This window comes from Pseudomonas sp. LB3P81, from assembly GCF_054897965.1.
Genome location: NZ_JBUBVG010000001.1, coordinates 644644 through 669631, shown reverse-complemented (window position 1 = coordinate 669631; position 24988 = coordinate 644644). Strand labels below are relative to the sequence as shown.

The following is a 24988-nucleotide window of genomic DNA, read 5'->3' as shown; positions in this document are numbered from 1 at the left end:
TAGAATCGCAGCGTTTTTTCAAGGATCGGGAACAGGGATATGTCGTATCGCGTCGTCATCAGCAGTGTATTGCTGTTTTTAAGCTGGGGCGCCGTGGCGCAGGATCCGGCGATTTCTGCTGCTATTTCCTACAGCCGTGACATTCAACCGATCTTCACCGAAAAGTGCGTGGCCTGCCATGCCTGCAATGACTCCGCCTGTCAGCTCAATCTGGGCAGCGGCGAGGGGGCGGCGCGCGGCGCGTCGAAAGTCCCGGTCTACGACGGCGAACGCAGTCAGGCTGCCGCGCCGACCCGATTGTTTTATGACGCCTTCGGCAAGCACGCCTGGCAGCAAAAAGGCTTCTATCCGGTGCTCGACGCCCAGGGCAGCCAGGCCGCGTTGATGGCGCGGATGCTGGAACTGGGTCACAAAACGCCTCTGACGCCCAACGCCAAATTGCCGGAAGACATCGTCCTGGGCCTGAACCGGGAAAACATGTGCGCGATGCCGGCCGAGTTCGACGGTTACGCCAGCACGCATCCGAAGGAAGGCATGCCGCTGGCGGTCACCGGCCTGACCGATCAGCAGTACCAGACGCTGCAACGCTGGCTGGCCTCGGGCGCGCCGATCGACGAGCAAGGTCTGGTGCCTTCCGCGAAAGAAGCCTTGCAAGTGGTGCAATGGGAAAACCTGCTCAACTCACCGGGCGCCCGCCAGAGCCTGGTGGGGCGCTGGTTGTTTGAACACTGGTTCCTCGCCCATATTTATTTCAAGGATGGCGAACCGGGGCATTTCTTTCAGTGGGTGCGTTCGCGCACGCCCACCGGCCAGCCGATTGACCTGATCAACACGCGCCGCCCGAATGACGATCCCGGCACGCAGGTGTATTACCGCTTGTGGCCGGTGCAGGGCGTGATCGTGCAGAAGACCCACATCACCTATCCGCTGAGTGCGGCGAAGATGGCGCGGATCAAAAGCCTGTTCTACAACGGCAAATGGCAGGTCAACGCCTTGCCGGGTTACGGGCCGGAGCGCCGGGCCAATCCGTTTGCCACGTTCGAGGCGATCCCGGCGCAGGCGCGCTATCAGTTCATGCTCGATAACGCCGAGTACTTCGTGCGCACGTTTATCCGCGGGCCGGTGTGTCGCGGCCAGATCGCCACCGACGTGATCCGCGATAATTTCTGGGCGTTGTTTCAGGCGCCGGAACACGACCTCTATATTATCGACCCCAATTACCGCGGCCAGGCCACGCCATTGCTGGCGATGCCGGGGCAGAACGACGACGTCGGCAGTGTGCTGAGCCTGTGGCATGACTACCGCGACAAGCGCAACGAGTACGAGGCGCTGCGCCGCGACAACTACGCCGATGCGCCCGCGCCGAGCTGGTCGACCTTGTGGGCAGGCAACGACAACGCGCTGCTGAGTATTTTCCGGCACTTCGACAGTGCCTCGGTGAACAAGGGCCTGATCGGCGATGTGCCACAAACGATGTGGCTGTTCGATTTTCCGCTGTTGGAGCGCACGTACTATCAGTTGGCGGTCAACTTCGACGTGTTCGGTAACGTCTCCCATCAGGCTCAGACGCGTCTGTATTTCGACCTGATTCGCAACGGCGCCGAACAGAACTTCCTGCGTCTGATGCCTGCCGACTCCCGGGACGGCTATCTCGACGACTGGTATCAAAGCAGCGGTAAATTCAAGATGTGGCTCGACTATGAAGCCATCGACAACGACAAACCGACGGCGCTGAAGCTCGACGAGAAAGACCCGAAGCGCGACTTCGCGATGCAACTGCTGGCTCGCTACGGTGAACTCAACGCCAAGCCCGATCCGATCAACCGCTGCGACGGGGCGTATTGCTCGCGGCCAAATATCGATCCGGCATTGCAGAGTACCGAGCAGGCGCTCAGCCGCCTGACCTCGCGTCCTGCTGCCGGGCTGAAAGTCATCGATCAGTTGCCGGAAGCAACAATGCTGCGTATTGAAACGGCGAGCGGCAAGCGTGAGGTATACAGCCTGTTGCGCAACCGCGCGCACAGCAACGTGGCGTTCCTGCTGGGCGAGTCGCTGCGTTACCAGCCGGGGCTCGACACGCTCACCCTATTCCCCGGCGTACTCAGCAGCTATCCGAACTTCATGTTCAACATTCCCGCCGAGCAGGTGCCAGCGTTTGTGGAGGCGATGGAAAATGCCAGGGACGCCAACCGTTTCGAGAAAATCGTCGAGCGCTGGGGGATTCGCCGCAGCCATCCGCAGTTCTGGTTCTACTTCCATGACCTGAGCAAGTACGTCCAAGAAACCGACCCGGTGGAAGAGGGCGTGCTGGACATGAACCGGTACGAGAATCTCTGAATCCCCCCTATCTAACGTAGGAGCGAAGCTTGCTCGCGAAGGTGTATCAGCTACATACATGTTTCCTGACACACCTTCGCGAGCAAGCTTCGCTCCTACATTAGGCAGGGGGATTGTCGTAATCTTTCCCGACAAAAATACTGGGACTTTGTGCGGCGCGATGATTGGCGTAAACTGCGCCCAAGCCTGCGAGGAGTTTCCATGACCGCTATTACCATCACCGACGCCGCCCACGATTACCTGGCTGATCTGCTTTCCAAGCAGAACACCCCGGGCATCGGCATCCGCGTCTTCATCACCCAGCCTGGCACTCAGTACGCCGAAACCTGCATTGCCTATTGCAAGCCGGGCGAAGAAAAACCCGAAGATACCGCGCTGGGGCTGAAAAGCTTCACTGCTTACATCGACTCGTTCAGCGAAGCTTTCCTGGACGACGCGGTTGTTGACTACGCCACCGACCGCATGGGCGGCCAACTGACCATCAAGGCGCCAAACGCCAAAGTCCCGATGGTCAACGCCGACAGCCCGGTCAACGAGCGCATCAACTACTACCTGCAAACCGAGATCAACCCGGGGCTCGCCAGCCACGGCGGTCAAGTCAGCCTGATCGATGTGGTCGACGATGGTATCGCCGTGTTGAAGTTCGGCGGCGGTTGCCAAGGCTGCGGCCAGGCGGACGTCACCCTGCGTGAAGGCATCGAGCGCACCTTGCTCGAGCGCATTCCCGAGCTCAAGGGGGTTCGTGACGTGACCGACCATACGCAGAAAGAAAACGCCTACTACTAAGGTGTTCGCTGCGACATAAAAAACGGCACTGTGGCGAGGGAGCTTGCTCCCGCTCGATTGCGAAGCAATCGCAAAGCAGCTAATGCATTCTCCCGTGATGAATGCGTTAGCTGATGTTGGGACCGCTCCGCGGTCCAGCGGGAGCAAGCTCCCTCGCCACAGGTGCTTTAGGGCCGATACAAATGTGCATGCCCCGCGCGATACAGCGATGACTCGCTGAAATGATCGCTTCCTAGCACCCGCCCCACCAGAATCAACGCCGTTCGACGAAACCCTTTCGCCTCAACCTTCCCGGCAATATCCGCCAGCGTCCCCACCACCCAGTCCTGATCCGGCCATGTCGCCCGGTGGATCACCGCAATCGGACAGTCCGCGCCGTAATGCGGCAGCAATTCAACCAGGATTTTCTCCAGATGATTGACCCCAAGGTGAATCGCCATGGTCGCCCCATGCTGCGCCAGACTCCCCAGTTCTTCACCGGCGGGCATCGCAGTCTTGTCGGCGTAGCGAGTCAGAATCACGCTCTGTGACACGTCCGGCAACGTCAGCTCCGCGCCCAAAAGCGCCGCACAGGCCGCCGTGGCGGTGACACCGGGAATGATTTCAAACGGAATGTCGAGTTCACGCAGGTAGCGAATCTGCTCGCCAATCGCACCATAAAGGCTTGGGTCGCCGGAATGCACCCGCGCCACATCATGGCCATTGGCGTGGGCGGTCTTGATCAGTTCGATGATCTGTTTCAGGTGCAGTTCGGCGCTGTTGACCACCTGTACGGCGCAATGTCCTTCAAGTACGGCGGCGGGCACCAGGGAGCCGGCGTAGATGATCACTGGGCAGCTGCGGATCAGGCGCTGGCCTTTAACGGTGATCAGTTCCGGGTCGCCGGGACCTGCGCCAATGAAGTAGACGGTCATCGTCGTTTCCTGTCAGAAAAAGGGTCTGGGCAAAGCTTCAGATGAAGATTGCTCATGATCGAAGGCGGGGATTATCGAGGATTTTACGCAGTGCCGGCCAATGCCAGGGTGGCCTGGGCGTATTTTTGTCGCAAGATCAGCAGTTTTGCCGGTGCCTGAGCCAGTTGTTCAGCGAGGGCGAGGGCGGCACTTTCCGCTACGCCATAGCAGCCGGTGCGTTCAAAAGCGATGTCCGAGCGGTGGCTGAGTCTTGATTGATAACCGGCCAGTTGTTCACTGCTGAAGTACATCAAGGGCAGCGCAAGTTGTGCGGCGAGCTCGATCAGGCCGGGTTCGTCGCGCTTCAGGTCGATGCTGGCCAGGGCCTTGATCTGGTGAAGTTCGATTTGATGCGCCTGTAACGCCTGATCGAGTAACGCCCGCAACGTGCTGACAGGGCAGCCGCGCTGGCAGCCCAGGCCGACCACTAGAGTCGGCGCTGCGTCAGTATCCGTCATGCGTGGTATTGGCCATCGCTTTTGCGGCGAAACAACCAGGCGCTGACCAGGCCCAGGGCCAGCCAGAACGCCACGTTGGTCAGCTGCGAAGCGATTTTGAACTGCGCTTCCAGGGCTTGCGGCGCGAGCATCGAGTGCACTTCCGGTTGCGGCGCGCCGATGACGTGAGGAACGGCGAGAATCGCCACGCCAAGAATCTTCATCAGCCAGTGACGACTGAACACGATCAGCGCGATGCCAACAGCGGTAGACGCTGCAGTGCCGATCCACCAGATTTGCCGTTGGGCCAGATCCGCCGCGGCAGTGCCGGGCAATTCAGGCGGCAGGCCGAGGGTCGGTGCCAGCACGAACGTCGCGTAACCGGCCAGGCCCCAAAGCAGACCCTGAGAGGTTTTGGTCGGCGCACGCAAGGTGTAGAGGCCGGCGAGCATCAGCGCGAAACCCACTGCAACCACCAGGTTGCCGCCCGTGGTGGACAGCACGCGCTGCCAGCCGTCTTCCGGTTCCCAGGCTTTGGCGTCGTGGGTATGAGCGGCGGCACCGGCGGCATGTTGGTGAACCTCAACAGCAGCAGGTTCTGATTTTTCGTAGGTTTCCGCCTGCAGAATCAGCGGAGCGACCCAGAAGCTTTGCAGCAGGGTCAGCAACAGGGCGGCCAGCAGCCCGGTGAAACCTGCGGTTTGCGCAATACGCTTGATCATGTCGGCAGGTCTCAATGGCACGGGAAGGCGGAGCTGTGACGGGTATCGTGCGCGGCGTTGTGCACCGCTTCGATGTGCGAGAAACCGGCGAAATACACCAGGCACGCGCCCAGGATCGACGCACAGACGGCGGCGGTCAGGCGTTGAGCCAAGGTTGTAGTGGTGGTGCTGGCGGATGTGTGGCCGGTGCTGCTGATGATCGACATGGCGCTTCCCTCTGGTCTGTCAGCGGGTGAATAGAGCGCATGGAAGATCCCCGCGAATCGGGCTCGCAGAGATTCAAACAGCGCCCGCCCACCGCGGGTTTGTTATTCAGTGAACGTAATCGTCACTTTGTGTTGCGGGCCGGTCTCCGGGCTCGCGAGGGGCTTGGGCGTCAGCCGAAACCTGCAAGCGTCACCTTCCCATGCCGAACTGCTGGCACAGTGGATCTGACGCTTCGCTCGCTTACCGTTGCGGGGGCAGCACCGGACTGACATGGCTTTGAGTAAAGCACATGATTCACCGGTTTCCCGTTTCACCCTGTGAGGGGCACCCGTAACAAGGTATGTAGGAGAGCATGGGCGGGGGTTGGGCGTCAATTGGCAGGGGTTCTCAATTGGAACTGAATGATGATTCTACGGACATTGACCCGCTTCGACACCATGCGTAGCCTTGCGCTTTCGAGGTTCTTCGGCATTTGCCGAAGCTAAGAAGGGAACGCGGTCGATGCCGCGGCTGCCCCCGCAACTGTGAACGGTGATGTTCGCTGCCACGCCACTGCACGCTCCAGCCCTGGAGCCCGCGGGAAGGCGCAGCAAACGCCAGTCTAGCGACAGGCACACCGTCAGCCAGGAGACCTGCCTCGACACGAATTCTCACTACAACCGGGCGGGGTGATCCGGTGGCGAAATCTTCCGCGCGCCTGCCTGTGCAGCAGCGGTCGTCGTCCCGTATGCCCGCCACCTTGCCAAAGGGCATCCGATGAAAACACTGGCCAAACTCCCCGTCACCATCGTTACCGGTTTCCTCGGCTCGGGCAAAACCACCTTGCTGCGGCACATGCTCGACAACGCTCAGGGCCGCCGCATCGCGGTGATCGTCAACGAGTTCGGTGAGCTGGGCATCGACGGCGAAATCCTCAAGCAGTGCTCCATCGGTTGCACCGAAGAAGAAGCCAACGGTCGGGTCTACGAACTGGCCAACGGCTGCCTGTGCTGCACCGTTCAGGAAGAATTCTTCCCGGTGATGCGCGAACTGGTCGCCCGTCGCGGCGACCTCGATCACATCCTCATCGAAACTTCGGGTCTGGCCCTGCCAAAGCCTTTGGTTCAAGCCTTCCAGTGGCCGGAAATCCGCAGCGCCTGCACGGTTGATGCGGTCATCACCGTGGTCGACAGCCCGGCCGTCGCCGCCGGCACTTTCGCTGCCTTCCCGGATCAGGTCGACGCCCAACGCAAACTCGACCCGAACCTGGACCACGAATCGCCACTGCACGAGCTGTTCGCCGACCAACTGGCCAGCGCCGACCTGGTGATCCTCAACAAGGCCGACCTGATCAGCCCGGAAGACCTCGCCCGCGTACGCCTGGAAGTCGCCGAAGAACTGCCACCAGCGGTGAAAGTCATCGAAGCCAGCAGCGGCCGTCTGCCACTGGACGTGCTGATCGGCCTCGGCGCCGGCTCCGAAGAGCACATCGACAGCCGTCACAGCCATCACGATCACCATCATGAAGGTGAAGATGACCACGATCACGACGCCTTCGACTCCATTTCCATCGAACTGCCCCAAGCCGACGAAAGCCTGCTGCTGGACGCGCTGACCCAGCTGGTGGTCAAGCACGGCATCCTGCGTGTCAAAGGCTTCGCCGCCATCCCGAACAAACCGATGCGCCTGCTGATCCAGGGCGTGGGCACGCGATTCGACAAGCATTTCGACCGTCAGTGGGGCGCCGATGAAGCGCGCACCACGCGTCTGGTGTTGATCGGTCAGGAGCTGGACGCCGCGCAACTCGAAGCGCAATTGCGCGCCGCGCTCAGCGTTTAACCCATGCACCTGCTCAGGACCCAGCCCGGCGGTTTCGTCTCGGATGACAACATTGCCGACCTTGGACAAACCCCCGCCGAGCTGGTGATCCTGTGCAGCGGCGATTCCAGTCTGGCGTTGCTCGCCGAAGCGGCGCAGCAATTGCCCGACGACTACCCGAGCGTGCGCCTGGCCAACCCGATGCAGGTGCAGAATCACGCGTCGGTCGACTTGTACGTCGATGAAGTGCTGCGCCACGCCAAGGTGATTTTGATCTCGCTGCACGGCGGCATCGCGTATTGGCGTTACGGCGTCGAGCGTCTGGTCGAGCTTTCGCAGCGCGGCGTGCAGCTGATTCTGGTGCCCGGCGATGATCGCCCGGACCCGGAGCTCAGCGACCTGAGCACGGTGATACCTGAAGACCGTGATCGGCTCTGGCATTACTTGCGTCAGGGCGGCATGGCCAACGCTCTCGATCTGTTTCGCTGCCTCGCCAATCGCTGGCTGAATCGCGATTATGCGTGGGCCGAACCGCAAACCTTGCCGCGCACCGCGATCTACCACCCGCAAAAAAGCCCCGCAACATTGAGTGATTGGCAAGCCGACTGGCAGGCCGGTCAACCGGTGGCGGCGGTGCTGTTTTACCGCTCGCATTTGCAGGCGGCGAACACCGCGTTCATTGATGTTTTCTGCCAACGTTTGCAAGCGGCGGGGTTGAACCCGTTGCCGATTGCCGTGGCCAGTTTGAAGGAGCCCGGCTGCCTGACGGTGGTCGAGGACTGGCTGGATGAAGCCTGCGCCTCGGTGATTCTCAACACCACCGGTTTCGCCCAGTCCAGCCCCGAAACGCCGCATTTGCGACCGTTTCGCCGCAATATCCCGGTCATTCAGGCGATCTGCGCCCAGGACAACGAACCCGGCTGGCGTGCCAGCGAGCAAGGCCTCGGCCCGCGGGATCTGGCGATGCACATCGCGCTGCCCGAACTGGACGGGCGGATCATCAGCCGCCCGATCAGCTTCAAGGACCTGGCGTGGCGCAGCGAGCGCAGTCAGTCCGATGTGGTCTGCTATCGGCCACAACCGGAGCGCATGGATTTTGTCGCCGAACTGGCGCGGCGCTGGATCGAACTGGCGCGGGTGCCGAACAGCGAAAAACGCATTGCGCTGATCCTCGCCAATTACCCGACACGCGACGGTCGCATTGGCAATGGCGTCGGTCTCGATACACCTGCCGCCGCGTTGAATATCCTCCGAGCGTTGCACGCAGAAGGTTATCCGCTGCCCGCCGAACTGCCGGGCAGCGGCACCGCGTTGATCCAGCAATTGCTCGGCGGTGTCAGCAACGACCTCGATACCCTCGACCAGCGTCCGTGTCATCAAAGCCTGGCACTGGACGACTACAACCTGATGTTCAACGCCTTGCCCGAGGCCAACCGCCAGGCCGTGCTGGAACGCTGGGGCACGCCGGAAAGCGATCCGATGTTCCGCGGCGGACGGATGATGATTGCCGGGCTGCGTTTCGGCCTGACCTTCATCGGCATTCAACCGGCGCGGGGTTATCAGGTTGATCCGAGTGCGGTGTATCACGACCCCGATCTGGTGCCGCCCCACGGCTATCTGGCGTTCTACTTCTGGTTGCGTAACACCTACGGCGCCCATGGCGTGATCCACGTCGGCAAGCACGGCAACCTTGAATGGCTGCCGGGCAAAGGCGTCGGGCTGTCGGAAAGCTGCTGGCCGGACGCGTTGCTCGGGCCGCTGCCAAACATCTATCCGTTTATCGTCAACGATCCGGGCGAGGGCGCCCAGGCCAAGCGTCGCACGCAAGCGGTGATCATCGATCACCTGATGCCACCGCTGACTCGCGCCGAAACGTATGGCCCGCTGCGTAATCTCGAGCTGTTGGCCGACGAATATTACGAAGCGCAATTGCTTGATCCGCGTCGTGCCCGGGAGTTGCAACGCGACATCCTGCAACTGGTGCGCGACACGCACATCGACCGCGAGCTGCAACTGGACGAGAAGCTCGACAGCGATGCTGATGCGGCGATCTGGTTACCGCGTCTGGATACTTATTTATGCGATTTGAAGGAATCGCAGATTCGCGATGGCCTGCATGTGTTCGGCGAGTCGCCGACCGGACGTTTGCGCATCGATACGTTGCTGGCCTTGTTGCGCATTCCGCGTGGCGATGGGCGAGGGGCGCAATCGAGTTTGTTGCGGGCGTTGGCGAAGGCGTTCGGATTGGGTTTCGATCCGCTGGATTGTGCGTTAGCCGAGCCTTGGACCGGGCCGCGCCCGGCTGAATTGCAGCGCGTCGCTGATGAAGTCTGGCGCACGGCCGGTGACACACGCGAACGCCTTGAACTGTTCGCCGCGCAACTGATCTCGCAAGTATTAAATGCCAATCCCGAACCCTGTGGGAACATACCTTTGTGGCGAGGGGATTTATCCCCGTTGGACTGCGCAGCAGTCCCATTTTCCGGGGCCGCTTCGCGACCCAACGGGGATAAATCCCCTCACCACAAAAGCCCGCTCCCACACGAGGCAGGCTGGTCTGATGTGCAAGCCATCCTCGACAACCTGCGCCAAGTGGTCGCGCCACGACTGGACGCCTGCGGCCCGGCCGAAATGCGCGGTCTGCTCGACGCCCTCAGCGGTCGTTTCGTCCCGGCCGGCCCTAGCGGCGCGCCAAGTCGTGGACGCCTGGACGTGCTGCCCACTGGGCGCAATTTCTACTCGGTGGACGTGCGCAACCTGCCGACCACCACCGCGTGGCGCATCGGTTTCCAGTCGGCGAACCTGATTCTTGAGCGGCACTTGCAGGATCACGGTGATCACCTGCGCCAGCTCGGCCTGTCGGTCTGGGGCACCGCGACCATGCGCACCGGCGGCGATGACATCGCGCAAGCCATGGCGCTGATGGGCGTGCGGCCGGTCTGGGCGACGGGCAGTCAGCGCGTCGATGATTTTGAAATCCTGCCGCTGAGTGTGCTGGACCGTCCGCGGGTCGACGTGACTTTGCGCGTGTCCGGGTTCTTCCGTGATGCGTTTGCCAATCTGATCCGCCTGTTCGACGCCGCCGTGCAAGCGGTCGCCGCGCTGGATGAACCGGACGATCTCAATCCATTGGCCGCCAAGGTCCGCGCCGAGCGTGAAACGCTGCTGCAATCGGGGCTCGATGAGGAGGCGGCCAGGCGGCAGGCCGGTTGGCGAATCTTCGGCGCGAAACCCGGTGCTTATGGCGCGGGTGTGCAGGGCGCCATTGATGGGCGCCTGTGGCAAAGCCGCGACGACCTCGCCGAGGTGTACCTGAACTGGGGCGGCTACGCTTACGGCGGTACGGACGAAGGCACCGCCGCCCGCGAACAGTTCGCCCAGCGCCTGAGCCAGGTTCAGGCCGTGCTGCAAAACCAGGACAACCGCGAGCATGACTTGCTCGATTCCAACGACTACTACCAGTTCCAGGGCGGCATGCTCGCCGCCGTGGAAAGTCTGAGCGGCGAAGCGGCGGCCAGTTACCATGGCGATCACAGTCAGCCGGACTTGCCAAAAATCCGCACGTTGAAGGAAGAATTGAACCGGGTGATCCGCTCGCGGGCGGCCAATCCGAAGTGGATCGACGGCGTGAAGCGCCACGGCTACAAAGGTGCGTTTGAACTGGCGGCGACGGTCGATAACCTGTTCGCCTTCGACGCGACGACACAACTGATCGACGATCACCAGTACGCGTTGCTGGCGGATGCTTATTTGCTGGACCCGGCGACGCGGGAGTTTGTTCGCGAACATAATCCGCATGCCTTGCGCGACATGACCGAACGGATGCTGGAAGCGCAGCAGCGCGGGATGTGGAAGGAACCGGGTGAGTACCGCGAGGCGCTGGAGAATTTGTTACTGGACATAGAAGAAGACAGCTAACTGTTGAACGCAGGGCAGCTGTGGCGAGGGAGCTTGCTCCCGCTCGGCTGCGAAGCAGTCGTAAAACCTGAAAATGCTGTGTGTCAGATTTTTTTTTGGGGCCGCTACGCAGCCCAGCGGGAGCAAGCTCCCTCGCCACAGAGTAATAGCCGACCATGAACGAGTATTGAAGATGACCGACACCCCCCATTTCCCGCTCTCCGCCGTGGTCGGCGCCGACGACTTGAAACTCGCCCTGTACCTCACCGCTATCGACCCGAAAATCGGCGGCGTGCTGATCGAAGGCCCGCGCGGCATGGCCAAATCCACCCTGGCCCGAGGCCTCGCGGACCTGCTCGCCAGCGGTCAATTCGTTACGTTGCCGCTTGGTGCCACGGAAGAGCGCCTGGTCGGCACCCTCGACCTCGACGCGGCCCTGAGCGAAGGTCGTGCGCAGTTTTCTCCCGGCGTATTGGCCAAGGCTGACGGCGGTGTGCTTTACGTCGATGAAGTCAATCTGCTGCCCGATCATCTGGTCGACCTGCTGCTCGACGTCGCCGCCAGCGGCACCAACCTGATCGAGCGCGACGGCATTTCCCACCGGCATTCAGCGAAGTTCGTGCTGATTGGCACGATGAACCCGGAAGAGGGTGAGCTGCGACCGCAATTGCTCGACCGCTTTGGATTGAACGTGGCGCTCAGTGGCCATACCGCACCGGCCCAACGTGGTCAGATCATCCGCCGGCGTCTGGATTTCGACAGCGATCCGCAACGGTTCTGCGCCGAGTGGGAAAGTCATCAACAGTCCCTGCGTGAACGTTGCGAGTACGCGCGCAGCACACTGGCGAGCATCCCCCTCGACGATGAAGCGTTGGCACAGATTACCGAGCGCTGCTTTGCCGCCGGTGTCGATGGCCTGCGCGCCGACCTGGTCTGGCTGCGTGCCGCCCGTGCCCATGCGGCGTGGCGGGGTGCGAGCGCCATTGCCGAGGCCGATATCGACGCGGTCGCTGAATTCGCCTTGCGTCACCGTCGTCGCGAACAATCGCCGCCGGCGCCGCACCAGGCCCAGCAACCCGCACCCCACCACTCCAACCCGAGCGAAGGCCAGGGCCAGTGGGGCGAGATGCCTGCCCAGGCGCTGCCGGTCGGAGCCCGGCGTGAAGTGCCGAGCTGGCCAAAAAAGCCCTAGGCATTCGCCCTCGATCTGATGCGGGGGCGAATGCCAGACCCCGTGCCGGACAGCTGGCCAACGGCAAACAGGGTAAACGTCAGGCCGCCCGCAGCGGCTCGATCGACTGGCCCGGCACCTTGCTCAATGGCCGTCCTCGTCAACGGCAGGATCTCCTGTTTCAGGTGCGCACCCGTTCGCCCCACGAACTGTGGCTGGTGATCGTCGACGCCTCGGCCTCGACGCGCCGCCACCAGGCATTGAGCGATGCCAAGGGTTTGTTGGCGCAACTGTTCGACGACGCTTACCGCCAGCGCGCGCGCCTGGCGTTGTTGACGGCCAGCGGTCATGCACCAGCGTGGCAAGTGCAGGGGTTGAAAGCTTCCACCGGTTTACGCCACTGGCTCGATGGCCTCGGTGCGGGCGGTGGCACGCCGTTGCTGGCGGCGCTCGGCGAGGCGGGGCAATGGCTCGCGGCACGACAAAAACGCTTTCCGGCGGAACAGCAGCGGTTGTTGCTGGTGACTGATGGGCGATTGAAGGATTGGTCGAGGTTGCCGGCGCTGGCGTGTCCGGGGTTGCTGATTGATATTGAGCGGGGGCCGATTCGGTTGGGTCGGGCGAGGCAGTTGGCCGCGGAACTACAAGCAGATTATCGACATATCGACGAGCTGATTTCAGGCTGAGTTTTGTGTTGTCTGTGCTGGCCTCTTCGCGAGCAGGCTCGCTCCCACAGTTAATCTCCGGCGTTGACAAATCCCTTGTGGGAGCGAGCCTGCTCGCGAAGGGATCACCTCGGTTTCGGATAATCCGGCTAATCTGCAACGCAGCTCTATGCTCTGAAAGCAGCCATTCAAAGGAGTGAATCATGCGTGTTCTAGCCACAAACAGTCAGGACGATTTCCGCGTCAAAGCCTACGCCGGCACCAACGGCGTGCTGCTGGCCATGGACCTGGCCGAATCCCGGCGCAAAGGTCTGTTGGGTTTTGCCATCGAAAAACAGCAGGGCAGCAAGCCCTGGCTGTTCCTGTTCAACAGCCTGACGTTCCCCGGCAAGGCTCATACGTTCCCGCAGTTCCACGCCACCCCGAGCGATCTCGCGCCGTTGCAGAAATTTCGCTGGGCCGATTACGCGGTCAATCCGGGGATGACGATCCATTACCGGATTCACTTGGCGTACGGCAGCGCTGACGCACCGCAGCTGGGCGAATACCTGGAAGTGACCGTCACGTCCGACAATGGCCTGCCGCAGCATCAAAGCGTGATCTTCAACCGCGCGGTGGCCGCCAGTCAGGCGTTCCAGCGCAAGTTTCCCGACCTCGACGCGCAGATCAGCGCCAACAAAAACCTGCCCATCGAGGCCTGGCCCGATGCCCCTCGGCAATGGCTGGAAAACGGTCTGCTCGGGCGCTTGCTGGGGTTTATCGAGCGGGCGGTGGATGGTCAGTGGGCCCTCGACATTGCCATTTACGAATACGAGCTGGAGGTGGTCGTCGATGCTGTCAACGCGGCGTTCGAACGAGGGGTGAAGGTTCGCGTGCTGTACCACGCGCAACCCGACGATGACGACACCGCCATCAACGAAGCCAGCCTGGAAAAAATCCCCGCGGCGAACAAGCGCGGGCGAATCACTCACAACATCTTCCACAACAAATTCATAGTGCTGAGCCGGGTCGATGCAGCCGGGCAACTTCAGCCCGAAGCGGTGCTGTGTGGCAGCACCAACTTCACACCCAACGGCGTTTATCGCCAGGCCAACGTGGTGCATGTGCTGGACGATGCAAGCGTCAGCGCCAGTTATCTGCGTACTTTCGAGCAAGTCTGGGCGACACCGGCCGACGTCGGCGCCACCCGGCAATGGATCACGCAACACAACCCGATGGACCCGCAGCAACCGGTGTTCGCCGGTTTCTCACCGCGTTCGGGGCAGGGTGATTTGCATGAGTTTGTCGAGATCATCAACGCCGCGAAAAAGGACGTGCTGTTCGTCACCGCGTTCGCCTTGCCCGACGACATTCTCAATGCGTTGCTCGGCCAGCCCCACGACGACATTTTGCGTTACGGCCTGCAAAACACCGCCAGCCGCATTACCGGTTTCCACGCCGACCGCACCGCCGAATTCGCCGCTACTGCGCTGCTCAACACCGGGCTCGAAGGCTGGCTTCGCGAGAACATGAAAGGCCAGAAGGGTAATCTGCTGGTGCACACCAAAGCCGTGGTCACCGACTTCACCAGCGACGCGCCGACGATCATCAGTGGCAGCCACAACCTCAGCGCTGCGGCCAGTAACGGTAACGACGAGAACTACCTGATCGTTCGCGGCGATACCCATCTGGCCGACCGTTATGGCCTGGAACTGCTGCGGTTCTACGAGCATTACCGTTTTCGCTACTTTGCCAAGAAGCTTGCGCTGAAGCAGGTGCAGCCGTTGAAGGCGGATGACAGCTGGACCGATGATTATTACCTCGCGGGGGATTTGCGGCAGCTCTCGCGACTGCGTTTCTCCGGCCGATAGAGGTCCCCTTGTGGGAGCCAATGCTGCTCACTTAAGCGCGCTCTTGGATCATGCATACCTTTGTGGCGAGCGAGCTTGCTCGCGCTGGGCTGCGTAGCGGCCCCAAAAATCTGACGACCAATGCCGATTTTTGTGAGTGCTACGCACTGGAGCGCCAGCCCGGTCAAACGGGAGCAAGCTCCCTCGCCACAGGTTTCTCTGGTTCAGACTCTCTTAAGTGAACAGCATTGCCTTGTGGTAGCGGGCCTTCACCATCACCTCGTTCCCGCACCCGCTCCCGATTACTTGCCCATCGCCTGACGGTACTGCCGCGTGCGACGGCCGATGTACAAGCGGTCGAGGATCAGCGCCCAGACGGCCGACACTTCGGGCCGGGGCTTGCGTCCGCGGCTGAGGCGATGCAGCTGGAATTTCACCACGGCCATGCTCGCCAGTGAGGCCAACGCCTTGCGTTTCCAGCGGATCGGCGGCAATTGCGGATGGCTGTCCTGGCCTGCGCGCCAGTGTTTGACCAACTGCGGTTCGAGGGCCAGCGCCGTGCCGATACCGGCCATGGCGATGCCGCTGTCGAGCACTTGTTCGACGATCGCCAGACGCCGGATCCCGCCGGTCACCATCACCGGCATGCGCGCCACGCTGGCCAGTTCGCCGGCCATCTCCAGAAAGTACGCTTCCCGCGCCAGGGTCCGGCCATCGCGTGCCTCGCCTTGCATGGCCGGGGCTTCGTAGCTGCCGCCAGACAACTCCAACAAATCTATCTGCGAATCGTTGAGCCACTGGATCACTTGCCGGGCGTCGTCGGCATCGAATCCGCCGCGCTGGAAGTCGGCGGAGTTGAGCTTCACCGCCACACAAAACTGCGGTGACACGGCTTGGCGAACGGCGCTGACGACGTCCAGCAGCAGGCGCGCGCGATTCGCAAGCGACCCACCCCAGCGGTCGGTTCGACGGTTAGTCAGCGGCGACAGGAACTGACTGATCAGGTAACCGTGTGCGGCATGAATCTGCACGCCGGTGAATCCGGCTTTTTCAGCGAGCGCGGCGCTGGTGGCGAAGCGCGTGATCACCTCGGCGATCTCGCCCTCGGACATGGGTTTGGGTTCGGCAAACATCTTGGAAAATGAACCAAGATCCAGCGCCACCGCCGAGGGCGCCCACGCTTGCTGGCCGAGGTTGGCCATGGTCTGGCGCCCAGGATGATTGAGCTGCATCCAGAACTGCGCGCCGCCGGTCTTGCCGATGTTTGCCCACTGACGAAAGCGCGCCATGTCCCGCTCGTCTTCCAGCACCACGCCACCGGGGCCGGTCATCGCGCGGCGATCGATCATCACATTGCCGGTCAGCAACAATCCGGCTTCGCCCCCGGCCCAGGCCTGATACAACCGAAACAGCGCGTCGGAAGGGGCCTGGCCGGTATCGGCGAGGTTCTCTTCCATGGCCGCTTTGGCAATGCGATTGCCGATCGTCTGGCCGTTGGGCAAATTCAACGCTTGGAAGGGCGACATGCTTGACTCCTCATAAGTGATGCGTAGAGGCTAAGCTTAAAGTTAACTTTAATGTCAAGCAGGCAAATGAGGCTGAGATGAAGATTGGTGAATTGGCGCAGTTAAGCGGATTCAACGCGTCGCGTATTCGTTTTTATGAAGCCCAGGGCCTGATCCAGAAAGTGGAGCGCCGGGCGAACGGCTACCGGCATTATCCCGACCAGGTTTTGCAAACGCTGTATCTCATCCAGTGTGCGCAGCAGGCCGGGTTCAGCCTGGAAGAGTTGAAGCAGTTGTTGCCGGACACTGCGACCGGTGAGTTCAAGCACGACGAACTGGTGGCGGGTCTCAGGCGCAAAGTCGACCAGATCGAAGAAATGCAGCTGCACCTGGCGCAGAGCAAAGCGAAGCTGTTGGCGGTGATTGACGATATTCAGGCGAAACCCGACGGCATGGGCTGCGATGCGAATGCCGAGCGGGTGCTGGCGTCATTCAAGCATTCGCGCTGATGGCGTCAGCCGAAGGGGCGGGGATCGGATTGCGCATCAACGTGCCCACCACCAACGCCCCCCAGCAAAGACAACAGACCCGCGACCCAAAGCAGGAAACCGCCGACAAAGGCTTGGCGAGCCTGTGAGGCGAGTTCGTGGCTGTCGTTGATTCATTGGCGGTTTGAGAAATCGGCGGCGGTTACCAGGTATATCGAGCGGGTAAAACATCGCTAGAGCAAAAGCTTCGCGAGCAAGCCCGCTCCCACAGTTTGACCGCGTTATCCGGACGAACGCGGTCAAACTGTGGGAGCGGCGGTGCGACGATTCGACTTGCTCGCGAAGGCTGACTCCAATACGACTCAGCCCTATTGATGAAAGGTAGTCCGATCATTCCCCCTATGTTTTGAAATATCGCCGACCTGGTGCTTGCGTTGGTTGTCGAGAATCACTTTGCCCCACGGCCGATAACGCAGGGAAAACACGGCCGTTGAGTGGCAGCCTGCCGACGTGGTGTCCGGAGTGGCCGGTTCCGCGCGAAACGGTTGGCCCTCGGCGCTGACCTGCCGGAAGGCTTCGCGCACGATGCCGACCGGGCAGGGCAGTGCGCTGGCATAGCCGTTGCGCACCAGTGGCGGCAAACGACCGGTGCCGGCGCCGTCCTGCCACCAGACCTGAACACCGATACCCGCGAGACCACCCAGCCACTGGCCGTTCACCTGCGGCGCGAGCTTGCCGACAGTGAAGGCGCTGACGTGCAACGGTGCGTCCAGTTTGCCGGCGAAATCCTTGAGCTGGCGCTGCAGGGTTTGCCGTCGATCGACCGCCAGGAAGTGAAAGTCGTCGAGTTCCAGCGGTAGGTACCAACCGCTGACCGGCAGCTTCCAGTCCTGGCGCAGCCGCTGTTGCTGAGCCAGCGACTGCCCGAGTTGTGCCTGCCAATAAGCCGCGAGCCCGGCGCTGTCCAGCTCATTGATGCGCTGGTAATAGGCCGGGTCCATGCGCAGGCCCAGCACCAGTTTCAGGCCTTGCTCGTGGGCCAGCTTCAGACTGTTGGCGAGCCAGCCGTTGACGCCACCAAAGTTCGAATCACCGTACGCCGTCCATTGCACGATGACGGTCTGCACGCCGTGTCTGGCGCTGTCTTGCCAGATCCGCTGCCATTGCGCCTGGCTCAGACCGGCGTCGACGTTCAGCGGTTGATAAAAAATCCGCTCATCGGCGCGGGCCATTGTGCTGCTCAGTAACAGGCAAAAAACCAGAAGAAGTCGAGTCATCAGAAATTCAACTCCACGCCCAGCAGCACGCCGTTCCCGCCTTCATACAGATTGCCGCTCAGGGATTGCTGATATTCGGTGCGAACCGTCAGGTGTGCGCGGTAGGCGTTGTAGATGTCGTCGTCGAACCACCATTGCCAACGCACGCCGATACCGGTGCGCAGGTCCTGGCGCCAGTCGTTGCTCGGATCCTGTGTGGCGAACTCGAGAAAGCCGTACGGCATGACGGTTTGCGCGCCGTTGAACGGCAGCTTCCAGGTGTGACCTTGCTGGAATCGCGACAGCCATTGGTGATCGCCGGCCTTGGTCCACCACGCCGCGTCGAGGTAAAGGAAGCGTTCTTCCCAGTCGTTTTCATCGACGCGCCAGTCGTTGCGAAACCGTCCCTGATCAAGGAATGACGCGGTGGCGCGCAGCAGGTAATCGGTGCTGGTGTGGCCGTCCTGGCGGTGATCGTGGAACTGGTCGGCCAGCTTTTCGGGAATCAGCAATTGGCCCAGGCTCAAGCGCTGATTGTCGTTGTCATCGAACGTACTCTGCTTGTAGAGCTCGCCATAGAAGTTGATGTTCGCCGTGCCCCAGGGCTTGTAACGCAGACCCACGCCGGTGCCGAGGGATTCAGCGTAACTCGATCGGCCCTGGCCGCCGAGCAACACGCGGCCGTAGACCGACAACGTGCTGCCGGCGCGGCTCGGTTCTTCACCGAGCGCGTGGTCCCAGATCGCCACTTGCACATTTTGCGAGGTGGCGCGCCGTGATGTGTCGCTGCGGTTGCCGTCGGGGCGGAAGCTGTCGTTGGTCGACACCCCGGCCGGTGACCAGGTGCTGGCAAGCGTGCGGCTGTCGCGGCGGGACAAGGTTTCGTGCGCGCGGCGCTGGCGATAACGTCTGGCTTCCATGCTGCCGTCCTCATCGTCGGCGGCCACCGGGTGCTGTTCCAGATCAATGACCCTGCGCAGTTCCTTGCGCGCCGCCGCGCTGTCTTCGACTTCGTCATAACGCAGCGCGAGGGTTTCGCCGAGGCGATAGTCTTCCGGGAAATCCCGGGTGGCGCTTTGCAGATACGGGATGGCGTGGGCGCGTTGTTCCCGCGTGCCAGCACCGGCCAGACGCATGCCGTAATCGGCGCGATAACGCGGGTTGTTCGGCTCGCGGCGTACGGCTTCCGCCAGCCATGCGGTGCTTTGCTCCAGTTCGCCGGCCTTTTGCGCGGTGACCGACGCCGCATAAAAATGACTGGCATCCGGCGCCTGTTGCAAGGCTGAGCGTTGGCGCTGCAACGCCTGTGCATGATCGCCGCGAGCGTCGGCGATGGCAGCACCGAGCGCCCACTCATTGGCGCCCCGGGCGTGACTGTGTTGCCAGTAACGTTGCGCCGCCTGAGGATCGCCAGCGGTGAGGGCGCTGCGACTGGCCGTCAGTTTGGCGTTATCGCTCAGTTCGGCCTCCGGCAGGCTGCGCCAAATGGCCAGGGCACCGGATGAATCTCCGGCCGCTTCCAGGGCATACGCCAGTGGCAGACGGCTGCCTCGGTCGCCGAGTTTTTCTGCCGCCTGGTAATAGACGACTGCTTCGCCCGGCCGATCCGGCATGGCACAACGGCCCAAGGCACGATAGTCGCCGGCGACTTGCGGGTGGTTGCCGATCGCTTGTTGCACCGCCTCGCACTGACCTTTCTCGGCCAGTTGCGCCAGCAGTTGGCCGCGCGTGGCGGGATCGACGCGATTGAGCAGCGACACCCTGCGTTTCTGCTGCGCGAGGGTCGGCGTCGACGATGCATAGAGCCCCGCCAGCCGTTGCAGCATGGCGACGGGTAACTTGCCGTCGTGACGGTCGTAAGCGCTTTCGAGCAACTGTTGCGCGTGTTCACGCTGACCGGCGTTCAGCGCCAGATACGTCGCCTGATTGAGCGAACCGAGGTTGCCGGTCTGCTGGTAGTGGCGCTCCCAAAGCGTTGCCGCTTCGGTATTGCGCCCCAACGCCTGAACTCGTTCGGCCCGACGTTTCACCACGTCAGCGGTCTGTGGCTGGCCGGCGAGCCAGGCCATGACTTTGTCGCTCTGGCCCTGTTCCTGCCAGATATCCAGTAGTCGTGCCTGCCGACGGCTATCCCAGGGTTCGGGCAGTCGCGTGTTTTGCAACAGCTCGGTGGCCTGCAGGCGCTGGGCCAGGATCAGCCAGGTTTGCGGGTCGTCGTTCGGTTGGCAGTTACGCAGTTGCGTGCGTGCGGCTTCCGGATCGCGACCGGACAGCCATTCGGCCGTTTCCAGGCACGGACGCTGCAATTCGCCACTCAAGCGTTGCACGGTAGGCACATCGCCGGTCTGCCGCGCCAATTCCCACAGGCGATGGCGTTGCGCCGGATCAGCCAGATCGCTGGCCGGCAACGATTGAATCCAGCGCTGGGCCTGCTGGACGTGGCCCATGGCGATCGCCCGATCAATCATCGCAAGCCGGGCCTTGCGCGCCGCTTCGGGTGTCGGCGCCTGTTGCAATAATTGCTGCAACGGCTGTTCGTCGAGACGTTGCACGTACGCATTGGCCAGTCGCTGCCAACCTTCGGCGTCCAATTGCTTGCTGGCGGCCAGTGGTGCCAGTTGCTCGATGGTCCCGTTCCAGTCGCCCAATTGCTCCGACCAGTTGGCGCGGGCTAGGCGCAGGATCTTGTCGTCACCCTTGGGCGTCAGTTGCGCCAGCCAGTCGTGGGCCCGGCCCGCGCCACCAAACCTGGCGAGGCTCAGGCTGTAGGCCTGCCACAGGCGTACACGCTGATTGAGGTTGCTGGTGGTCAGCCATTTTTCCACCTGCTCGCTTCCCGGCGGGTCCTGTTCGATCCAGGTCAGGCGCAGGTTGAGCAGGGCGTCGTTGTTATCCGGATTGTCGGGCAACGCTTGCTCGGCATCTTTGTAACGTCGTTGCTTGGCCAACGCTTCCACCAGCAGGGCACGGGCTTCATCGTTTTTCGGCACCATGGCCAGCAGGTGACGCATCAGCCGTTCGACTTCGGCCCAGTTGCCTTTTTTCGCTTCGCGGTAGCTGCGATCCATGTAGGGGAAACTGCGAAATTGTTCGAACTCGCTCAGCGGTTCTGCCTGCACCCACGTTGCGGTAGTCAGACTCAGTAACAGGGTGCCGACGAGCAGGGCATGACGATTAACAGGCTTCATGCGACCTCCCGGACAATGCGGTAGGCGGCTTGTTGTTCGCTGGCCTGATCCGCCAGGGCCTGTTCGAGGATTTCCTGAGTGATCATGCCGCGCGCGATAAGGTGCTCGCCCAAGGACATGTGCTCGGCATCGAAGTCGATCAAGGCCTGATTGAACAGACTCGGCGGCACCATGCCGCGCACTTGCAGCAGGTTACCCAGGAGCACCTGGTGATGACTGACGCGTTCGAGCAAGGCTTCATCGTCCTGATGGCGCTCAAGCACTTCGAGCATGTGGTGGACTTCTTCATTCTGACGGGGGCTGGCGTACCAGTAACGGATACCCAGCGTGACCCGGCCCTGAGGCGCGAGACGGCAGCGCACCGGGCGTTTCAATTGACGGCTGATGGCGCCGAGGGAGACCTGGCTCACCGGCCCCTCGGAGGCGAGCACCAGCGTGTGGCCTTCTTCGGCCACCGGCAGCACGCCGTAGTGCGAGGCAATCTTGCGCGGCACGGCGTCGATCAGGCGTTTGTCGAGCTTGAACGGGTTCAGCGGCGCCCATTCGAGGTCCAGTTGTTCGGCGAGGGTTTCCACCAGTTGCGTGCTGTTGATGTGTTCGCGCAACAGCAGTTCGTGGCCCAGACGGCGCCGTATCGGGCTGGTGATCGCCGCTTCCAGCTGCTCTTCGGTGAGCAGGCCTTTTTCCACCAGTCGATGCCCGAGCGGGGTGCGCTGGGCCTTGGTCAGGGCCGGGAACTCATGGGTGGTCTTGTCCCACGCCACGCGGCGCGAATCGCCCATCTCCATGACCTGTCGCAGTGCTCGCACGTTGGCGAAGAAGTTGATGAAGTTGCTCCACATCATCCGCGGCGCCGACAGCAGGCCTTCGATCAAACCGTAGTAGCGGGTGACAAACCAGGCGCGCTGGAACAACCGATTGATCAGCATCAAACCGTTGAGCCACAGCAGGGTCGCGAGCAGCGGACTGTTGGACAGGATCGATGGGTAGCGCCAGGCCTCGGGCGCAATTATTGTCACCAGCCACATCGCCAGCAGCGCCAGGAACAGCAGGTTGACCAGGAAACTCAGCAAGTAGGCGATCATGCCGCGACGATCACGCCACAGAAAATAATTGAGCACACCCTTGGGGCTCCAGCCGAGGTTCTTGGTGCCCTGAAACACGATGCCGACGATCCAGCGGGATTTCTGCCGGATGGCATGCTGCAAGTCCCGAGGGAAATGCTCGCGCACGCAGATCACCTGGGAAAACACGCGGTCCATGCCGAACACCCAGGGTTGTTCGAGCGCCAGTTTCGGATCGGTCACCGAATAGCGGGCGAAGATGCACTTCATGCCTTTTTGCTTGAGACGGAAACCAATGTCGTAGTCTTCAGTCAGGCTCTGCACGTCGAAGGCAATGCCGTCGCCGTCTTCGAGCAGGGCACTGATGGCTTTACGGCTGAAGCAGGTGCCGACGCCGGCGCTGGGTACCTGGCCGGTCATGGCTTCGCGGACGATCACGTCCTTGCCGTGGTTCTCGGCAAATTCGTCGACATAGTGCCCGGCGGTGAAGCCTCGCCATTCCGGTGCATAGGGGTAGACCGGAATCTGGATCAGGTCCTTGGCCGGCAGAAGGTAGTTGAAGAGGCGCAACTCCATGGGCGAAATCACGTCTTCGGCATCGTGCAGGATGAACCCGGCGAACTGGATTTTCGCTTCGCTTTCAAAGCGCAGGATCGCGTCGATGATGTTGTTCAGGCAGTCGGCCTTACTGGTGGGGCCGGGGCGGGCGCAGACCACTTTGTGTACGTTGGGATAGTGCTGACAGACCGCATCGACGTCGGCCTGGGTCTCGGCATCGTTGGGGTAAGTGCCGACGAATATCTGATAGTTCTCGTAATCGAGGGTCGACGCCGCGAGGCGCGCCATCTCGCCAACCACACCGACTTCGTTCCACGCCGGGACCATGATCGCCAGTGGTTTTTCGGCAATGGCGTACAGACGTTCCTCATCGGCGCGCTTGAATTTTTCATAGATCCGCCAGCGCCGGACCAGCTTGCGGCCCCAGTACACGAGGTCGATGAACAGGTCATCGAGCCCGAGGATGAACATCAACAGCGCCAGGGTGATCGCGAGGTATTTGAGACCGAACAGGACGTAGGCAAAAAAATCGACAACACCGAAAGTCATCGCGCTTTGACCGCCGCCGAGTGTTCGCTCAGCCACTCGCCCAGACGGGTGGCAATGCGTTCGCTGGCGTGGCCGTCACCATAAGGGCTGTGCACGCGGCTCATGCGCTCGAAGTGAGCCTCGTCATCCAGCAACCGGCTGGCTTCCTTGACGATGCGATCGGTGTTGGTGCCGACCAGCAACACGGTCCCGCCTTCGAGCACGGACGGCCGTTCAGTCACCTCACGCAGCACCAGCAGCGGCTTGGCGATAGCAGGGGCTTCCTCCTGGATACCGCCCGAATCGGTGAGGATGAAATGCGCACGGCCCATCAGCCAGACGAAATGCTGATAATCCTGCGGCGCCACCAGATAAATGTTCGGCTTGTCCGACAGCACGCCATACACGGCTTTCTGCACCTGCGGATTCAGGTGCACCGGGTAGACGAATTGCACATCCGGGTAGCGCACCGCGAGGTCGGCGAGCGCCTGGCAGATGTTACGGAAACCATGGCCGAAATTCTCCCGGCGGTGGCCGGTGATGAGCACCATCCGACGATTGTTGTCGAGCACGGCCAGAGGCGAATCAGTAGCCGGGTGCCAGTGAATGTCCTCCTGATGCGTGCGCATCCACAGCAGCGCATCGATCACCGTGTTGCCAGTGACTTCAATATTGGCTTTGGGCACGTTTTCACGCAGCAGGTTATTTTCGCCCTTGGTGGTCGGTGTGAAATGCAGGTCGGCGATGACGCCTGTCAAGCGGCGGTTGGCTTCTTCCGGCCACGGTGCGCGCAGGTTACCGGTACGCAAACCGGCCTCGACGTGGCCGATGGGCAATTGCCGGTTGAAGGCGGCGAGGGCGGCAATGAAGCTGGTGGTGGTATCGCCGTGGACCAGCACGATGTCGGGGTTCACCCGCTCGTAAGCCTGATCGAGCTTGATCAGCAGTTGTTGTGACAATCCGTTGAGGGTCTGGCCCTGAGTCATCACCTGCAGGTCTTCGTCGATCGTCAGTTCGAAGGAATCCAGCACTTGGTTGAGCATCTCCCGGTGTTGGCCGGTGGAACAGATGTTCAGTTTGATCCCGGGCCATTGACGCAACACTCTGGCAAGCGGCGCCATCTTGATGGCCTCCGGACGTGTACCGAAAACCATCATGACTTTGAAAGTCATGGACTTCTCCTGGGGACAGCAAACGCCCAGTTGTGTCTCAGCTATTGAGGTCGTTTATTACCCCCGCTAGTGAATCAAGCAAAGCAGTCTAATCCGAGGTTGTCCAATGCCTGTTGGCGTGGGGGCTCCTGTTCTTCAGATGGGATTTTCCGACCGGAATTCGGACATGCTGATTCAAAACACGTTTCACTTTCCCCTGCATTCGCCTCGCAACCTGTGGCACACTTTCTGTCATCTATTCCGTTGGTGCGAACCATGTTCCGCTATAGCGGAATAACCATCATCCTGGAATCACGAAATGCGCTTCGCTTTCGAGGTCTCGGACAAGATCGTTTTCATGAATCAGGAGCCACCCAAGGAGCTGTTCGAACGTCCGCAATCCTGCGTCTGGCTGAGTTTCTGAAGAACACGCGGTTTTAGAACTTTCA

18 protein-coding genes, 2 pseudogenes and 2 riboswitches are annotated in these 24988 nt (G+C 61.5%); of the genes and pseudogenes, 11 read left to right on the top strand and 9 right to left on the bottom strand.

Features of this window, described 5'->3' with window-relative positions; genetic code table 11:
• The first annotated feature begins 39 nt into the window (after nucleotides 1-39).
• Together ACYZTL_RS03030 and nfuA are read left to right on the top strand one after the other, a co-directional pair.
• Nucleotides 40-2337, top strand: a complete 2298-nt coding sequence (locus ACYZTL_RS03030; RefSeq protein WP_461950521.1) for a fatty acid cis/trans isomerase — start codon at nucleotides 40-42, stop codon at nucleotides 2335-2337.
• A gap of 201 nt (nucleotides 2338-2538) precedes the next feature.
• Nucleotides 2539-3123 (top strand): Fe-S biogenesis protein NfuA, encoded by a 585-nt coding sequence (gene nfuA, locus ACYZTL_RS03025; RefSeq protein ID WP_028621370.1) that lies wholly within the window; start codon nucleotides 2539-2541, stop codon nucleotides 3121-3123.
• Nucleotides 3124-3290: 167 nt separating this feature from the next.
• On the opposite strand, the gene cobM is transcribed toward nfuA, so the two are convergent.
• The 4 genes from cobM to ACYZTL_RS03005 all read right to left on the bottom strand — a co-directional run bounded on the left by cobM (nucleotide 3291) and on the right by ACYZTL_RS03005 (nucleotide 5441).
• Nucleotides 3291-4037, bottom strand: a complete 747-nt coding sequence (cobM, locus tag ACYZTL_RS03020; protein WP_461950520.1) for a precorrin-4 C(11)-methyltransferase — start codon at nucleotides 4035-4037, stop codon at nucleotides 3291-3293.
• A gap of 83 nt (nucleotides 4038-4120) precedes the next feature.
• Complete coding sequence (locus tag ACYZTL_RS03015; RefSeq protein WP_461950519.1) at nucleotides 4121-4534, bottom strand: cobalamin biosynthesis protein; 414 nt, start codon at nucleotides 4532-4534, stop codon at nucleotides 4121-4123.
• Nucleotides 4531-5235 (bottom strand): CbtA family protein, encoded by a 705-nt coding sequence (locus ACYZTL_RS03010; protein WP_461950518.1) that lies wholly within the window; start codon nucleotides 5233-5235, stop codon nucleotides 4531-4533. The genes ACYZTL_RS03015 and ACYZTL_RS03010 overlap by 4 nt, the downstream gene beginning before the upstream one ends.
• Nucleotides 5236-5246: 11 nt before the next feature.
• Nucleotides 5247-5441, bottom strand: coding sequence for a CbtB domain-containing protein (locus tag ACYZTL_RS03005; protein WP_192416590.1), 195 nt, complete (start codon nucleotides 5439-5441; stop codon nucleotides 5247-5249).
• Between the two features lie 120 nt (nucleotides 5442-5561).
• Nucleotides 5562-5789, bottom strand: a riboswitch (cobalamin riboswitch).
• Between the two features lie 94 nt (nucleotides 5790-5883).
• Nucleotides 5884-6096, top strand: a riboswitch (cobalamin riboswitch).
• A 102-nt stretch (nucleotides 6097-6198) separates the two neighbouring features.
• Here ACYZTL_RS03005 and cobW point away from each other — a divergent pair.
• From cobW to ACYZTL_RS02980, 5 genes are all read left to right on the top strand, one after another.
• Nucleotides 6199-7260: a cobalamin biosynthesis protein CobW gene (gene cobW, locus ACYZTL_RS03000; protein WP_461950517.1), complete on the top strand. Its 1062-nt coding sequence runs from the start codon at nucleotides 6199-6201 to the stop codon at nucleotides 7258-7260.
• Between the two features lie 3 nt (nucleotides 7261-7263).
• Nucleotides 7264-11157, top strand: coding sequence for a cobaltochelatase subunit CobN (gene cobN, locus ACYZTL_RS02995; RefSeq protein ID WP_461950516.1), 3894 nt, complete (start codon nucleotides 7264-7266; stop codon nucleotides 11155-11157).
• A 172-nt stretch (nucleotides 11158-11329) separates the two neighbouring features.
• Nucleotides 11330-12328 carry an ATP-binding protein gene (locus tag ACYZTL_RS02990; protein WP_461950515.1) on the top strand — a complete coding sequence of 333 codons (999 nt, stop codon included), beginning with the start codon at nucleotides 11330-11332 and terminating at the stop codon, nucleotides 12326-12328.
• Nucleotides 12329-12447: 119 nt separating this feature from the next.
• Complete coding sequence (locus ACYZTL_RS02985) at nucleotides 12448-12993, top strand: vWA domain-containing protein (RefSeq protein WP_461950514.1); 546 nt, start codon at nucleotides 12448-12450, stop codon at nucleotides 12991-12993.
• 182 nt (nucleotides 12994-13175) lie between these two features.
• Entirely contained in the window at nucleotides 13176-14822 is a 1647-nt protein-coding gene (locus ACYZTL_RS02980) for a phospholipase D-like domain-containing protein (protein ID WP_461950513.1), read from the top strand.
• A 281-nt stretch (nucleotides 14823-15103) separates the two neighbouring features.
• On the opposite strand, the gene ACYZTL_RS02975 is transcribed toward ACYZTL_RS02980, so the two are convergent.
• Nucleotides 15104-16327, bottom strand: a complete 1224-nt coding sequence (locus ACYZTL_RS02975; RefSeq protein WP_461950512.1) for an NADH:flavin oxidoreductase/NADH oxidase family protein — start codon at nucleotides 16325-16327, stop codon at nucleotides 15104-15106.
• Between the two features lie 77 nt (nucleotides 16328-16404).
• On the opposite strand from ACYZTL_RS02975, the gene ACYZTL_RS02970 reads away from it, so the two are divergent.
• From ACYZTL_RS02970 to ACYZTL_RS02960, 3 genes and pseudogenes are all read left to right on the top strand, one after another.
• A complete protein-coding gene (locus ACYZTL_RS02970; RefSeq protein WP_461950511.1) occupies nucleotides 16405-16815 on the top strand; it encodes a MerR family transcriptional regulator in 411 nt (136 codons plus the stop codon).
• Nucleotides 16815-16943, top strand: a complete 129-nt coding sequence (locus tag ACYZTL_RS02965) for a hypothetical protein (RefSeq protein WP_461954387.1) — start codon at nucleotides 16815-16817, stop codon at nucleotides 16941-16943. The genes ACYZTL_RS02970 and ACYZTL_RS02965 overlap by 1 nt, the downstream gene beginning before the upstream one ends.
• Nucleotides 16933-17031: pseudogene (locus tag ACYZTL_RS02960) on the top strand (LysR family transcriptional regulator); the annotation flags it as partial. The gene ACYZTL_RS02965 and the pseudogene ACYZTL_RS02960, both read left to right, overlap by 11 nt.
• Nucleotides 17032-17162: 131 nt before the next feature.
• Here the strand turns inward: ACYZTL_RS02960 and ACYZTL_RS02955 are convergent.
• From ACYZTL_RS02955 to wecB, 4 genes are read right to left on the bottom strand one after another with little or no spacing between them, the layout of a single operon-like run.
• Nucleotides 17163-18071, bottom strand: a complete 909-nt coding sequence (locus ACYZTL_RS02955) for a DUF4434 family protein (protein ID WP_461950510.1) — start codon at nucleotides 18069-18071, stop codon at nucleotides 17163-17165.
• Complete coding sequence (locus ACYZTL_RS02950) at nucleotides 18071-21238, bottom strand: NfrA family protein (RefSeq protein WP_461950509.1); 3168 nt, start codon at nucleotides 21236-21238, stop codon at nucleotides 18071-18073. Before ACYZTL_RS02950 ends, ACYZTL_RS02955 begins: the two co-directional genes overlap by 1 nt.
• Nucleotides 21235-23409: a cyclic di-3',5'-guanylate-activated glycosyltransferase NfrB gene (nfrB, locus tag ACYZTL_RS02945; RefSeq protein ID WP_461950508.1), complete on the bottom strand. Its 2175-nt coding sequence runs from the start codon at nucleotides 23407-23409 to the stop codon at nucleotides 21235-21237. Before nfrB ends, ACYZTL_RS02950 begins: the two co-directional genes overlap by 4 nt.
• Entirely contained in the window at nucleotides 23406-24560 is a 1155-nt protein-coding gene (wecB, locus tag ACYZTL_RS02940) for a non-hydrolyzing UDP-N-acetylglucosamine 2-epimerase (RefSeq protein WP_461950507.1), read from the bottom strand. The genes nfrB and wecB overlap by 4 nt, the downstream gene beginning before the upstream one ends.
• 292 nt (nucleotides 24561-24852) lie before the next feature.
• Between wecB and ACYZTL_RS02935 the strand changes: the two are divergent.
• Nucleotides 24853-24980, top strand: a pseudogene (locus tag ACYZTL_RS02935) (amino acid ABC transporter ATP-binding protein); the annotation flags it as partial.
• Nucleotides 24981-24988 lie beyond the last annotated feature (8 nt).

Coding starts and splice junctions, on each gene's coding strand:
- ACYZTL_RS03030 (WP_461950521.1), top strand. CDS start 40: ATGTCGTATCGCGTCGTCATCAGCAGTGTATTGCTGTTTTTAAGCTGG.
- nfuA (WP_028621370.1), top strand. CDS start 2,539: ATGACCGCTATTACCATCACCGACGCCGCCCACGATTACCTGGCTGAT.
- cobM (WP_461950520.1), bottom strand. CDS start 4,037: ATGACCGTCTACTTCATTGGCGCAGGTCCCGGCGACCCGGAACTGATC.
- ACYZTL_RS03015 (WP_461950519.1), bottom strand. CDS start 4,534: ATGACGGATACTGACGCAGCGCCGACTCTAGTGGTCGGCCTGGGCTGC.
- ACYZTL_RS03010 (WP_461950518.1), bottom strand. CDS start 5,235: ATGATCAAGCGTATTGCGCAAACCGCAGGTTTCACCGGGCTGCTGGCC.
- ACYZTL_RS03005 (WP_192416590.1), bottom strand. CDS start 5,441: ATGTCGATCATCAGCAGCACCGGCCACACATCCGCCAGCACCACCACT.
- cobW (WP_461950517.1), top strand. CDS start 6,199: ATGAAAACACTGGCCAAACTCCCCGTCACCATCGTTACCGGTTTCCTC.
- cobN (WP_461950516.1), top strand. CDS start 7,264: ATGCACCTGCTCAGGACCCAGCCCGGCGGTTTCGTCTCGGATGACAAC.
- ACYZTL_RS02990 (WP_461950515.1), top strand. CDS start 11,330: ATGACCGACACCCCCCATTTCCCGCTCTCCGCCGTGGTCGGCGCCGAC.
- ACYZTL_RS02980 (WP_461950513.1), top strand. CDS start 13,176: ATGCGTGTTCTAGCCACAAACAGTCAGGACGATTTCCGCGTCAAAGCC.
- ACYZTL_RS02975 (WP_461950512.1), bottom strand. CDS start 16,327: ATGTCGCCCTTCCAAGCGTTGAATTTGCCCAACGGCCAGACGATCGGC.
- ACYZTL_RS02970 (WP_461950511.1), top strand. CDS start 16,405: ATGAAGATTGGTGAATTGGCGCAGTTAAGCGGATTCAACGCGTCGCGT.
- ACYZTL_RS02965 (WP_461954387.1), top strand. CDS start 16,815: ATGGCGTCAGCCGAAGGGGCGGGGATCGGATTGCGCATCAACGTGCCC.
- ACYZTL_RS02955 (WP_461950510.1), bottom strand. CDS start 18,071: ATGACTCGACTTCTTCTGGTTTTTTGCCTGTTACTGAGCAGCACAATG.
- ACYZTL_RS02950 (WP_461950509.1), bottom strand. CDS start 21,238: ATGAAGCCTGTTAATCGTCATGCCCTGCTCGTCGGCACCCTGTTACTG.
- nfrB (WP_461950508.1), bottom strand. CDS start 23,409: ATGACTTTCGGTGTTGTCGATTTTTTTGCCTACGTCCTGTTCGGTCTC.
- wecB (WP_461950507.1), bottom strand. CDS start 24,560: ATGACTTTCAAAGTCATGATGGTTTTCGGTACACGTCCGGAGGCCATC.